This is a genomic window from Metabacillus sp. SLBN-84 (genome assembly GCF_053629595.1).
In genome coordinates this window covers 2,386,446-2,400,090 of sequence record NZ_JBRJIP010000001.1, presented here as the reverse complement: position 1 = coordinate 2,400,090, position 13,645 = coordinate 2,386,446, and the positions used below count along the sequence as shown (strand labels likewise).

Below are 13,645 nucleotides of genomic sequence, written 5' to 3'. Positions count from 1 at the left end.
CAGCTGAAAAAAGCGAGTTTTAATTACTTAAATAGAGGTGCTTTAGATGAAACAGAGTATGACGTTTATTCCTACTTTAAGAGAAGTGCCTGCAGATGCGGATATTAAAAGCCACCAGCTTTTGCTCCGGGCAGGCTACATGCGGCAAAATGCGAGCGGAATCTACAGTTATTTGCCGCTTGCCTCTATTGTTCTTAAAAAAATTGAGCAGATTGTACGAGAAGAGATGAACCGTGCAGGCTCAGCCGAACTGCTTATGCCTGCACTCCAGCAGTCAGAACTTTGGCAGGAATCCGGCAGATGGTACACATACGGCCCTGAGCTTATGAGAATGAAAGACAGGCACAGCCGTGAATTTGCACTTGGCGCCACACATGAAGAGGTTATTACATCTCTTGTGCGCGACGAAGTTAAGTCCTATAAGAGACTTCCTTTGAATCTGTATCAGATTCAGTCGAAATTCAGGGATGAAAAGCGTCCCCGATTTGGACTTCTGCGCGGCCGCGAGTTCATTATGAAAGATGCCTATTCTTTCCATGCTTCGTTTGAAAGTCTTGATGAAGTGTATGAAAAGATGTTTCAGGCATACAGCAATGTGTTTTCACGCTGCGGCCTGAACTACCGGGCAGTTATTGCTGATTCTGGTGCCATGGGCGGAAAAGACACCCATGAGTTCATGGTTTTGTCTGACGTCGGCGAAGATACAATTGCCTATTCAGACACATCGTCCTATGCTGCCAATGTAGAGATGGCTCCTGTTATTACTCAATATGAGAAAAGCAGTGAAGAACAGCAGGACCTTGTAAAAACAGAAACACCAAATCAAAGAACGATTGAAGAAGTAGCTGATTACCTGAACGTCGAAAAAGAGAAGCTGATTAAATCTCTTGTTTTTAAAGTGGACGAAAAATTTGTGATGGTGCTTGCACGCGGCGATCACGAAATCAACGATATAAAAATCAAAAACCTTTACGGGGCATCAGTTGTCGAACTTGCGACACCTGAAGAAACGAAGCAGGCGGCAGGAGTTCTGCCAGGTTTTGTCGGCCCTGTGGGAGCAGATTCTGCAATTGAGATTATTGCCGATCATGCGGTTCAGTCCGTTGTAAACGGCGTTTGCGGCGCAGGTGAAGAAAATTATCATTATACAGGCGTTAATCTAGATCGTGACGCAGCTGTCAGCCAGTATGCTGACCTTCGTTTCATTGAAGAGGGAGACGCTTCACCGGACGGAGAAGGAACGATTCAGTTTGCCAAAGGAATTGAAGTGGGACATGTATTCAAACTTGGAACACGCTACAGTGAAGCAATGAATGCGACGTTCCTTGATGAAAACGGCAGAGCGCAGCCGATGATTATGGGCTGTTACGGCATTGGCGTTTCAAGAACATTAGCTGCTATTGTTGAGCAGTATAATGACGATAAGGGTATTGTCTGGCCGGCTGCTGTTGCGCCGTTCCAAGTCCACCTGATCACAGCAAATGCAAAACAGGATGCGCAGTCTTCTCTTGGCGAAAAACTGTATGCTGAGCTTTTAGAAGCTGGATTTGAAGTTCTTTATGATGACAGAATCGAACGCGCAGGGGTTAAATTTGCCGACTCTGATCTGATAGGCATTCCTGTCAGAATCGTAGTTGGAAAACAGGCCGAAGACGGCATCGTGGAAGTAAAAGAGCGCAAAACAGGAGAGAGTATGGACGTATCTCTCTCAGATCTGCATGAAACGATTTCAAGGCTGCTTCAGAAGTAAAAACCAGTGATGCCAAAAGTTCATCTATGGTATGATAGAGTAAGTGAATAACAAATTGACAAGGTACCCCGCTCAGTGCGAGGTACCTTCAATTATGATGGACAAAATTTCAAGGAGGGAAAAATCAGACATGCAAGAAGAGCGTCTCAAGGCTCAAAAAGAACGATTTCACCTTCTGCTTCAGCAAATCGGGCTGACAGAAGATACGGTTTATCCGTTTTTCTCTGAAGGTGCCATTACAAAACTGACTGTTTTAAAACAGCAGAAAAAATGGGAGTTTCAGTTTTCCTTTCAAAAAATCCTCCCATTTGATGCATACCGCCTTTTTCAGGCAAAGCTGACAAAAGCATTTTCTCATATTGCAGATGTAACCTTTCAGCTGACGGTCCAAGATCAGTCGTTCAATGATAAACTCGTTGCAGACTACTGGTCGGTTTGTGTTCAGGAGCTGGAGGGCATCTCTCCTCCCATGCTGTCCCTTTTAAATGAACAGACTCCTGAAGTGCAGGGGGTCAAACTGATCATTAAAACGAAAAATGAAACAGAAGCAATGGCCATTAAGAAAAAATATACGCCGCTGCTTCAGGACAGCTTTTCGCAGTACGGGTTTCCGTCCCTCCAATTCGATACAGTGACGACTATTTCGAAAGAAGAAATCGCACAGTTCCAGGAGAAGAAAAAACTCGAGGATCAGGAAAAAGTCATGCTCGCCATCACGGAAATGGAGAAGAAAGACAAAGAGCAGGATGAAGCTCCTCAAGGTCCGCTGATGATCGGATATGCCATAAAAAATGACGAAGAAATCAAGCAGATTGATACAATCGAAGATGAAGAGCGCCGCATCACCGTTCAAGGCTATGTGTTTGATGCAGAAACAAGAGAACTAAGAAGCGGCAGAACGCTCAGCACCTTTAAAATAACAGACTACACAAACTCCATTCTCGTGAAAATGTTTGCCCGTGATAAAGAGGATGCGGCACTGCTTCAAACATTGAAAAAGGGCATGTGGGTGAAAGTGCGCGGAAGCATCCAAAACGATACGTTTGTAAGAGATCTTGTCATGATTGCAAATGATATCAACGAGATCAAACCGGAAGTCAGACAGGATACTTCGGAAGAAAAGCGGATCGAACTTCATCTTCACAGTCCGATGAGCCAGATGGATGCCGTGTCATCAGTCGGCTCCCTTGTCGGACAGGCTAAAAAGTGGGGCCATCCGGCAATTGCAATTACAGATCATGCAGTGGCGCAGTCTTTTCCTGAAGCCTATTCGGCAGGAAAGAAAAACGGCATCAAGATTCTTTACGGTGTGGAAATCAATCTGGTGGATGACGGAGTTCCGATTGCCTACAACCCGCAGGACCGCTTTTTGCCTGAAGCGACCTATGTTGTATTTGACGTTGAGACGACAGGTCTTTCCGCTGTTTATGACACGATTATTGAACTGGCTGCCGTGAAAATCAGAGACGGTGAAATCATTGACCGGTTTGAGTCATTCGCCAATCCCCATCACCGGCTGTCGGCTACTACGATTGATTTGACGGGAATCACCGATGATATGGTGGCAAACGCCCCGGATGTGGATGAAGTGCTTCGCCGGTTTAAAGAGTGGACCGGGGACGACATACTCGTTGCGCATAATGCAAGCTTTGATATGGGCTTTTTGAATGTAGGCTACAAAAAGCTGCTTGGCAGCGGGAAGGCTGCAAACCCAGTCATAGATACGCTTGAACTTGGACGCTTCCTTTATCCCGAGATGAAAAGCCACAGGCTGAATACACTTGCCAAGAAATTCGACATTGAGCTTACCCAGCATCACCGCGCCATTTATGATGCTGAAGCAACCGGATATCTTCTTTTGCGCATGCTCAAGGATGCAGCTGAAAAGGGAATTGAAAATCACCTGCAGCTGAATGACAATATGGGCCAGGGCAATGCTTACCAGCGGGCTCGTCCGTATCATGCCATTCTTCTTGCCCAGAATGAAACGGGACTGAAAAACCTGTTTAAACTCGTTTCCATGTCCCATATAGATTATTTTTACAGAGTTGCGCGCATCCCGAGATCACAGCTTGTCAAACACCGGGAAGGGATCATTGTCGGATCGGCATGCGACCGCGGTGAAGTATTCGAAGGCATGATGCAAAAATCCCCTGAAGAAGTGGAAGACATTGCAGCATTTTATGACTACATCGAAGTTCAGCCGCCTGAGGTATACCGTCATTTAATCCAGATGGAATATATAAGGGATGAAATGGCGCTGAAAGAAATTATCTCAAATCTTGTCAGTCTTGGCGAAAAGCTTGAAAAGCCTGTTGTTGCAACCGGAAACGTGCATTATCTTCAACCGGAGGACAAGATTTACCGGAAAATCCTTGTAAGTTCGCAGGGCGGGGCAAATCCGCTTAACCGCCATGAGCTTCCGAATGTGCATTTCCGTTCAACGAACGAGATGCTTGACTGCTTTGATTTTCTCGGAAAAGAAAAAGCCCGTGAAATTGTCATTGACAACACTCATAAAGTGTCGGCTATGATCGATGACATTAAACCGATCAAGGACGACCTGTATACGCCAAAAATCGAAGGTGCTGACCAGGAAATCCGCGATATGAGCTACGGGATGGCGAGAAGCATCTACGGGGACAATCTCCCGGAAATTGTGGAAGCAAGACTTGAAAAAGAACTAAAGAGCATCATCGGCCATGGATTTGCGGTTATTTACCTCATTTCCCATAAGCTTGTTAAAAAGTCGCTTGATGACGGCTATCTAGTAGGATCCCGGGGTTCCGTCGGATCGTCGCTCGTTGCAACGATGACAGAGATTACCGAAGTGAATCCTCTGCCGCCGCATTATGTATGCCCTGACTGCAAGCACTCGGAATTTTTCAACGACGGATCTGTCGGATCGGGTTTTGACCTTCCGAACAAGGATTGCCCGGAATGCGGGGCAAAATACCATAAAGACGGCCATGACATCCCGTTTGAAACGTTCCTTGGATTTAAAGGAGATAAGGTTCCTGATATCGATTTGAACTTTTCGGGAGAATACCAGCCAAGAGCCCACAACTACACAAAAGAACTGTTTGGCGAAGATAATGTATACCGTGCAGGAACAATCGGCACCGTAGCAGAGAAAACGGCTTACGGCTATGTCAAGGGGTATGCGGGAGATAACAACCTCATGCTCCGGAATGCAGAAGTTGACCGTCTCGTGCAGGGGTGCACAGGTGTAAAACGAAGCACAGGGCAGCATCCGGGCGGTATTATCGTCGTGCCTGACTATATGGACATTTATGATTTTTCGCCGATTCAGTTTCCGGCAGATGCCACCGGTGCGGAATGGAAAACAACTCACTTCGACTTCCATTCCATACACGATAATCTTCTGAAGCTAGATATCCTCGGACACGATGATCCGACGGTCATCAGGATGCTTCAGGACCTGAGCGGAATAGATCCTAAAACAATTCCTACAGATGATAAGGAAGTTATGAAGATCTTCAGCGGCACAGAATCACTCGGCGTAACAGAAGAGCAGATCATGTGCAAAACCGGCACCCTCGGCATTCCCGAATTCGGAACGAGATTTGTCCGACAGATGCTTGAAGATACGAAACCGACAACCTTCTCAGAGCTTGTCCAGATATCCGGCCTTTCTCATGGAACAGATGTATGGCTCGGCAATGCGCAGGAGCTGATCCATGACAATACATGCACTCTGAGTGAGGTAATCGGATGCCGTGATGATATTATGGTTTATTTGATTTATCAGGGGCTTGAGCCATCATTCGCCTTTAAAATTATGGAATCTGTCCGTAAAGGAAAAGGCCTGACGCCTGATATGGTTGAAGAGATGAAAAAAAATAATGTGCCTGACTGGTACATTGGGTCCTGCCTGAAAATCAAATATATGTTCCCGAAGGCCCACGCAGCTGCCTATGTATTAATGGCAGTCCGCATCGCCTACTTTAAAGTCCATCATGCGCTTCTTTATTATTCTGCGTATTTTACCGTCCGCGCAGATGATTTTGACGTAGAAAGCATGGCAAAGGGTTCTGCTGCAATCAGGGCGCGAATTGAGGAGATTAACCAGAAAGGGCTTGAAGCATCTCCTAAGGAAAAAAGTTTGCTGACTGTCCTTGAACTGGCACTTGAAATGTGCGAGCGGGGGTACTCCTTCCAGAAGGTCGACCTTTACCGCTCAAGTGCAACAGATTTCCTGATCGACGGCAATTCGCTCATCCCGCCTTTTAATTCAATTCCGGGACTTGGGACAAATGCGGCCATCAACATTGTAAAAGCAAGAGAAGAAGGGGAGTTCCTTTCAAAAGAAGACCTTCAGCAGCGGGGAAAAGTATCCAAGACGATTATTGAATACCTGACGAACCAGGGATGTCTGGAGTCGCTCCCTGACCAGAATCAGCTTTCGCTGTTTTAATGACCGGCCTGAAACAGGAGAAAATTACCGGTGCCGTACCGGCGGTTTTTTCTTGCAATTTGGCTCAGAACCTTGAACAGTCTATGATTTTAATTTGCAATAAATGGCCGGTTATGTTATATTCTTTATGGAAATGCTAACGATAGTTAGAGGCAGAGAGTGGGGAAACCCACTCTTTCGTATTGAGTAGAGATATTTTGTGTCTCTTCATTCGGATCGCGTGTTTAGTACATACATTCCCTGCTCAATATGAAGCAGGGTTTTTCAGCAGCTAAAAGCTATATTTGCTTCTATTTCACAAGGAGGAACGGGATGAGCAAAAAAGTTACTGAAATCGTTGCCGAACTAGTGACGCCGATTTTAGATGAATTAACATTGGAATTAGTGGATATTGAATTTGTTAAAGAAGGAAAAGAATGGTTTCTTCGCGTATTCATAGACTCAAGCGATGGAATTGATATTGAGCATTGTGCGATTGTCAGCGAAAAGCTCAGCGAAAAGCTGGATGAAACAGATCCGATCGAACAAAATTATTTCCTCGAAGTTTCATCTCCCGGTGCTGAACGCCCGCTTAAAAAAGAAGCTGACTTCGAAAAATCGATTGGTAAAAATGTGTACATCAAAACATATGAACCTTTCGAAGGCTCAAAAGTTTTTGAAGGCGAGCTGACTGGATTTGACGGAGAACACGTCGTTGTAACAGTCACAATTAAGACCCGGAAAAAACAAATTCAGATTCCATACGAAAAAGTTGCCAGCGCAAGACTTGCTGTCACCTTCAATTAACTTGTTTTTATGAAATGAAAAGCAGGATGCAAGTATTTCTGCTATATGGATAAGGGGGAAACCGTTAAAATGAGTAATGAATTACTGGATGCCTTAACCATCCTTGAAAAAGAAAAGGGCATCAGCAAAGAAGTGATCATTGAAGCAATTGAAGCTGCTTTGATCTCGGCTTATAAACGAAATTTCAATCAGGCGCAGAATGTGCGCGTGGATCTTAACCGCGACACAGGATCAATGAGAGTCTTTGCAAGAAAAGATGTCGTGGATGAAGTATATGATCCAAGACTTGAAGTTTCTGTTGAAGAAGCCCAAAGCGTCAATCCGAGCTATCAGGTAAATGATGTGATGGAAATGGAAGTAACGCCAAAGGATTTCGGCCGCATAGCAGCCCAAACGGCGAAGCAGGTTGTCACTCAGCGCGTGCGCGAAGCAGAACGCGGAGTCATTTACTCTGAATTCGTTGACCGCGAAGAAGATATTATGACAGGAATCGTGCAGCGCATCGATTCCAAGTTCATCTACGTCAGCCTGGGCAAAATCGAAGCGCTTCTTCCTGTAAGCGAACAAATGCCGAACGAAAAATACAAGCCCCATGACCGCATTAAAGTTTTTATCACGAAAGTGGAAAAAACTACAAAGGGTCCCCAAATTTTCGTTTCGCGCACTCATCCGGGCCTGCTGAAGCGTTTATTTGAAATTGAAGTTCCCGAGATCTATGACGGAACCGTTGAAATTAAATCTGTAGCCCGTGAAGCAGGCGACCGTTCGAAAATCTCTGTTTACTCGGAGAATTCAGAAGTTGATCCAGTCGGCTCATGTGTTGGACCTAAAGGCCAGCGTGTTCAGGCGATTGTAAACGAGCTGAAGGGTGAAAAAATCGACATCGTCAACTGGTCGAATGATCCGGTCGAATTTGTTGCCAATGCCTTAAGCCCTTCCAAAGTTCTTGACGTCAATGTAAACGAGGAAGAAAAGGCGACAACAGTTGTTGTGCCTGATTACCAGCTTTCCCTCGCAATTGGAAAAAGAGGCCAGAATGCCCGCCTTGCAGCCAAACTGACAAACTGGAAAATTGATATTAAGAGTGAATCAGATGCTGTTCAAATGGGTATCTACCCTCGTGCCGGAGCAAATGTCCCGCTTGAAGACAGCGAAGATGACGAGCCGCTTTTTTCCTTCAGTGATGACGAACTAGACAAGTAAGAGGTGAGGCAATGTGAACAATCAAAGAAAAGTTCCGCTCCGCAAATGCGTGGCAACTGGAGAAATGAAACCTAAAAAAGAACTTGTTCGTATTGTCCGTTCAAAAGAAGGCGAAGTCTCCGTCGATCCCACCGGGAAGAAAAACGGGCGGGGAGCATACCTCTCTCTTGATAAAGACGCTATTTTGCAGGCGAAGAAGAAAAATGTCCTCGCAAACCACCTGCAAGTGAAAATTGAAGACAGCATCTATGAAGAATTGCTTCAGCTGGCTGAAAAGGAGAACCATTAATGTCAAAACAGCAATGGATGTCCTTACTGGGCCTTGCAAATCGGGCAAGAAAAATTGTTTCGGGGGAAGAGCTTGTCATTAAAGAAGTGCGGCAGTCCCGCGCGAAACTCGTTCTTCTCTCTCTGGATGCATCAGATAATACGGCCAAAAAGGTACATGACAAATGCAGCTATTATCGTATTCCTGTTGTTTCGGTCCCGGACCGGCATATGCTTGGCCAGGCGATTGGCAAAGATGCCCGGGTCGTTGTGGCAATCGTCGATTCAGGCTTTGCCTCTAAAATGAAAACCTTGCTCGATTAATTTCCTGGGGGTGACCATGTGACGAAAATGAGAGTATACGAATATGCAAAAAAACAGAACATCTCTAGCAAGGATGTCATAACAGCCCTGCAGAGCATGAATGTAGAAGTCAGCAACCACATGTCAACGATTGACGATCATGTTATTGTTAAACTGGACGGAAAATACAAGGCAGATAAAAAAGAACCATCTAAATCAATTTCTGTCAAACAAAGGGAAGATCACAAAACGCCTATGCAAAAACAAGAGAATACTAACAACAAACCAGCTAATACAAATAAACCAGCTAATACAAATAAACCAGCAAACAAAGGCGGCAACAAGCCTTTCAATAAAGGAAAAACAAACAATCAAGCAAAAAAACCCGGCGGCGGCAATAAGCGCGGAGGCAATCAGCGCAGACCACAGGGAGCAGCTCCGGTTCAGCCTAAAAAAGAACTGCCGAGCAAAATTACGTTTACTGGCAGCCTGACAGTAGGCGAACTTGCATCAAAGCTTCATAAAGAGCCTTCAGAAATCATTAAAAAGCTCTTTATGCTTGGAGTAATGGCCACAATCAACCAGGATCTTGACAAAGATTCAATTGAGCTGATTGCGGGTGAATACGGTGTAGAAGTTGAAGAAATCATCGTTTTTGACGTGACAGAATTTGAAGGCTATGAAACTGCGGATCAGGAAGAACAGCTTCAAATCCGTCCTCCTGTTGTAACGATCATGGGTCACGTTGACCACGGTAAAACAACGCTTCTTGACTCGATCCGAAACACGAAGGTAACAGCAGGCGAGGCTGGCGGAATCACACAGCATATCGGTGCATACCAGGTTGTTGTCAACGATAAGAAAATTACCTTCCTTGATACACCGGGACATGCGGCGTTTACAACGATGCGTGCACGCGGAGCTCAAGTAACGGACATCACTATTCTTGTTGTTGCAGCTGACGACGGTGTTATGCCTCAGACAGTTGAAGCAATCAGCCATGCAAAAGCAGCTGAAGTGCCGATTATCGTAGCAGTCAACAAAATGGATAAAGAAGCAGCAAATCCTGACCGCGTGATGCAGGAGCTGACTGAATACGGTCTTGTTGCTGAAGCATGGGGCGGAGATACCATTTTTGTTCCGCTGTCAGCACTTTCCGGTGACGGTATTGAAGAACTGCTTGAGATGATTCTTCTTGTAAGTGAAGTAGAAGAGTGGAAAGCAAATCCAAACCGTTCTGCAACAGGTACGGTTATTGAAGCGCAGCTTGATAAAGGCCGCGGTTCTGTTGCCACTCTGCTTGTCCAAAACGGCACACTCCGCGTCGGGGATTCCATTGTAGTCGGCAACACATACGGACGCGTCCGTGCGATGGTCAATGATCTTGGAAGACGCGTGAAAGAAGTCGGCCCGTCAACTCCTGTAGAAATTACCGGATTGAACGATGTTCCTCAGGCAGGCGACCAGTTCATGGTATTTGCTGATGAGAAAAAAGCGCGCCAGGTCGGTGAAGCCCGTGCGAGCAAACAAATCGACGAACAGCGCAGAGAAGGCGCAAAACTAAGCCTTGACGACTTGTTCGAGCAAATCAAGCAGGGAGATATTAAAGATATCAACCTGATTGTTAAAGCTGACGTACAAGGTTCTGCCGAAGCACTTGCAGCATCTCTTAATAAAATTGATGTTGAAGGCGTAAAAGTGAAAATCATCATGACCGGAGTCGGTGCGATCACCGAATCTGATGTCATCCTTGCATCGGCATCTAATGCCATCATCATCGGATTTAATGTCCGCCCTGATGGAAATGCTAAGAGAACGGCTGATGCCGAAAATGTTGACATTCGCCTTCACCGCATCATTTATAAAGTCATCGAAGAAATTGAAGCTGCCATGAAGGGTATGCTTGATCCGGAATTCGAAGAAAAAGTAATCGGTCAGGTTGAAGTCCGCCAGACGATTAAAGTTTCTAAAATCGGCACCATCGCCGGTTCATATGTAACGGACGGCAAAATCACACGTGACAGCAGCATCCGCGTAATCCGCGACGGCATCGTCGTGTTTGAAGGCGAAGTGGATGCCCTGAAACGCTTCAAAGATGATGTGAAAGAAGTAGCACAGAACTACGAGTGCGGTATTACCATTAAAAACTTCAATGACATTAAAGAAGGAGACGTCATTGAAGCTTACGTAATGGAAGAGATCGAACGCAAGTGATTGGATATGCGGAGTGCGAATGCATCATTTATGACGCACGCTCGCTGAAAGACAAACGGGCCGTTTTACAGCGTGTTTTAATGAGACTGAAGCAGAGACTGAATGTCTCTGTTTCAGAAATTGATTTTCAGGATACATGGCAGAGGACAAAGATTGGTATAGCTGCCGTGACATCAAGTAAAGTTCAGACGGAAAAAGAAATTCACAAGGCTCTTGCCATGATTGATTCGTTTCCGGAAATTGAGCGCACTGTAACCTCGTTTGATTGGTTTTAACGGTGAGGTGAAAGAAAGCATGAGTTTAAGAGCAAACAGAGTCGGCGAGCAAATGAAAAAAGAACTTGGTGAGATCATCAGCCGCAAAATCAAGGACCCGCGCATCGGTTTCGTAACAGTAACTGATGTTAGAGTTTCGGGAGACCTTCAAATTGCAAAAGTCTATATTTCAGTTCTTGGCGACGCGGAAAAGAGAGAAAATACTCTAAAAGGCCTCGCAAAAGCCAAAGGGTTTATCCGTTCTGAAATCGGACAGCGCATCAGGCTCAGAAAGACACCTGAGATTCTTTTTGAATTTGATGAATCGGTTGACTACGGCAACCGGATCGAAACGCTGATTCACGAAATCAACCAGGAAAACAAGCAGGAAGACTGAAGAAAGGATAGACATCTGTCTATCCTTTTCGTTTAGCCTGCAGACAGAAAGGCGGAACATGTTCCATGGAAGGTGTTTTATTAATACATAAGCCTGCAGGAATGACATCCCACGACTGTGTCGCGAAAATGAGAAGAATTGCTAAAACGAAAAAGGTGGGTCACACCGGCACGCTTGACCCGGATGTAACGGGTGTTTTGCCTGTGTGTCTTGGCCGCGCAACAAAGATCGTCGAGTATTTAACGGCAGAGTCAAAAACCTATGAGGCAGAAGTGACCATCGGCATATCAACCGAAACAGAGGATGCGTCCGGTGAAATAGTTGAAAAAAAAGCCGTCAATGAAATGATTACAGATGAAATGGCCCTTGAGGCCCTCAGCAGCCTGACGGGTGAGATTGATCAAGTGCCGCCTATGTACTCTGCTGTCAAAATCGGAGGCAAAAAGCTGTATGAATACGCACGCGCAGGACAGACAATTGAGCGCCCTTCAAGAAAGATCACCGTTCATGAGATGACATTGCTGTCAAATGTGCAGTCCGGCGGAGAAACAGCCTCTTTCCGCTTCAGAGTTTCATGCTCTAAAGGAACGTATGTGAGAACGCTTGCTGTCATGATCGGCGAACACCTCGGCTATCCGGCCCACATGTCCCATCTCGTACGGACAGGCTCAGGCTCATTTACCATTGACCAATGCCATACCTTTGAAAATATTGAAAAGGCGGCAGATGAAAACCGTCTGCAGGAGCTTTTGATCCCGATTGGAACAGCTTTAAATCATTTGCCGAAACTTTCAATAAATGATACATTAGCAAAGAAAGTGAAAAACGGCGCACTGCTTGAGGTTCCGGCAGGTTCAGACCCCGGTGCGGAATCCATTGCTGTGTTCGGCGAAGACGGGACATGTCTTGCTATTTACAGGCAGCATCCTGAAAAACCTCACTTCCTAAAACCTTCCAAAGTCCTTGCAATTGACTGATGTGAAGAATGCTGATACAGAAAAGGTGAACCAGGCGTGAAGACGATTAAACTGACACATCCGCACTCTTTAAACAGTACTGAACTTCCACCGCTTGCAATGGCCCTTGGCTATTTCGACGGGGTGCACCGCGGGCATCAGGAAGTCATCACCGCTGCCAGAAAACTGGCTGATGAAAAAGGATTGAAAAGTGCGGTCATGACGTTTGATCCCCATCCTTCGGTGGTGCTTAGAAAAAATACGCAGCATGTAGAAGCCATTACGGCAGTTTCGGACAAAATCGAACTGATCGAGGATCTGCAGATCGACTATCTTTTTATCGTGAATTTTTCAGAAGCTTTTGCCGCTTTGCAGCCGCAGGAGTTTATTGACCAGTATATTATCAATCTGAACGTCAAACATGTGGTAGCCGGCTTTGATTACTCCTACGGGAGACTTGGAAAAGGCACAATGGAAACAATGCCGTTCCACTCGCGCAGCGCTTTTGACCAGACAGTGATCAGCAAGCAGACAGACCGCGACCGCAAAATCAGTTCCACCCTCATCAGGGAGGTTCTGAGAAACGGAGACGTTGAATATGCCTGCACGCTTCTGAACAGGCCGCACAGGGTAAAAGGAACGGTTATTCACGGGGATAAGCGCGGAAGAACAATCGGCTTTCCAACAGCCAATATCGAGCTTGACAATGCCTATATCATTCCCCCGACAGGTGTATACGCTGTTCAGTTTGAACTCGACGGGGAACGCTATAACGGAGTCTGCAACATTGGCTACAAGCCAACATTTTATGATGATAAAAAACTCAAGCCCAGCATAGAAGTTCATATTTTCGAGTTTAATAAATCGATATATGGGAAGAATGTAGCTATATTCTGGTATAAACGGATCAGGAGCGAGCAGAAATTCGGTTCGATTGACGAACTGATTACGCAAATCGGAAAAGATAAAGCTTCCGCTGAGCAATTTTTTCAGAAACTGCAAGATTAATGCTTGCCTTCTGGCCCGAATAATAGTATTCTAATACTTGTAACTTTTATAACCATTGCTTGGCAAAAC

Annotated in this window: 11 protein-coding genes; all 11 read left to right on the top strand. The window is 45.5% G+C overall.

All coding sequences use genetic code 11. From position 1 onward, the window contains the following. Window positions 1-46 precede the first annotated feature (46 nt). The 11 genes from RKD52_RS12245 to ribF all read left to right on the top strand — a co-directional run bounded on the left by RKD52_RS12245 (window position 47) and on the right by ribF (window position 13,576). Entirely contained in the window at window positions 47-1,750 is a 1,704-nt protein-coding gene (locus tag RKD52_RS12245; protein ID WP_454099938.1) for a proline--tRNA ligase, read from the top strand. Between the two features lie 130 nt (window positions 1,751-1,880). After that, entirely contained in the window at window positions 1,881-6,188 is a 4,308-nt protein-coding gene (locus RKD52_RS12240; protein ID WP_454099937.1) for a PolC-type DNA polymerase III, read from the top strand. A gap of 312 nt (window positions 6,189-6,500) precedes the next feature. Further along, the gene (gene rimP, locus RKD52_RS12235; protein WP_029281263.1) at window positions 6,501-6,974 is read left to right on the top strand and encodes a ribosome maturation factor RimP; all 474 of its coding nucleotides are present in this window, start codon (window positions 6,501-6,503) and stop codon (window positions 6,972-6,974) included. 69 nt (window positions 6,975-7,043) lie between these two features. Beyond that, window positions 7,044-8,177 carry a transcription termination factor NusA gene (gene nusA, locus RKD52_RS12230; RefSeq protein WP_369733135.1) on the top strand — a complete coding sequence of 378 codons (1,134 nt, stop codon included), beginning with the start codon at window positions 7,044-7,046 and terminating at the stop codon, window positions 8,175-8,177. Between the two features lie 13 nt (window positions 8,178-8,190). Next, the gene (gene rnpM / locus RKD52_RS12225) at window positions 8,191-8,466 is read left to right on the top strand and encodes an RNase P modulator RnpM (RefSeq protein WP_029281259.1); all 276 of its coding nucleotides are present in this window, start codon (window positions 8,191-8,193) and stop codon (window positions 8,464-8,466) included. After that, the gene (locus tag RKD52_RS12220; RefSeq protein WP_029281257.1) at window positions 8,466-8,768 is read left to right on the top strand and encodes a YlxQ family RNA-binding protein; all 303 of its coding nucleotides are present in this window, start codon (window positions 8,466-8,468) and stop codon (window positions 8,766-8,768) included. The genes rnpM and RKD52_RS12220 overlap by 1 nt, the downstream gene beginning before the upstream one ends. 18 nt (window positions 8,769-8,786) lie before the next feature. Continuing rightward, window positions 8,787-10,961, top strand: coding sequence for a translation initiation factor IF-2 (gene infB, locus RKD52_RS12215; RefSeq protein WP_454099936.1), 2,175 nt, complete (start codon window positions 8,787-8,789; stop codon window positions 10,959-10,961). Continuing rightward, entirely contained in the window at window positions 10,958-11,236 is a 279-nt protein-coding gene (locus RKD52_RS12210; RefSeq protein WP_282034546.1) for a DUF503 domain-containing protein, read from the top strand. Before infB ends, RKD52_RS12210 begins: the two co-directional genes overlap by 4 nt. Window positions 11,237-11,255: 19 nt before the next feature. Beyond that, window positions 11,256-11,612: a 30S ribosome-binding factor RbfA gene (rbfA, locus tag RKD52_RS12205; RefSeq protein ID WP_029281251.1), complete on the top strand. Its 357-nt coding sequence runs from the start codon at window positions 11,256-11,258 to the stop codon at window positions 11,610-11,612. Window positions 11,613-11,677: 65 nt separating this feature from the next. Then, window positions 11,678-12,589, top strand: a complete 912-nt coding sequence (gene truB / locus RKD52_RS12200; protein ID WP_454099935.1) for a tRNA pseudouridine(55) synthase TruB — start codon at window positions 11,678-11,680, stop codon at window positions 12,587-12,589. A 36-nt stretch (window positions 12,590-12,625) separates the two neighbouring features. Beyond that, a complete protein-coding gene (ribF, locus tag RKD52_RS12195; RefSeq protein ID WP_426864726.1) occupies window positions 12,626-13,576 on the top strand; it encodes a bifunctional riboflavin kinase/FAD synthetase in 951 nt (316 codons plus the stop codon). Window positions 13,577-13,645: the final 69 nt, after the last annotated feature.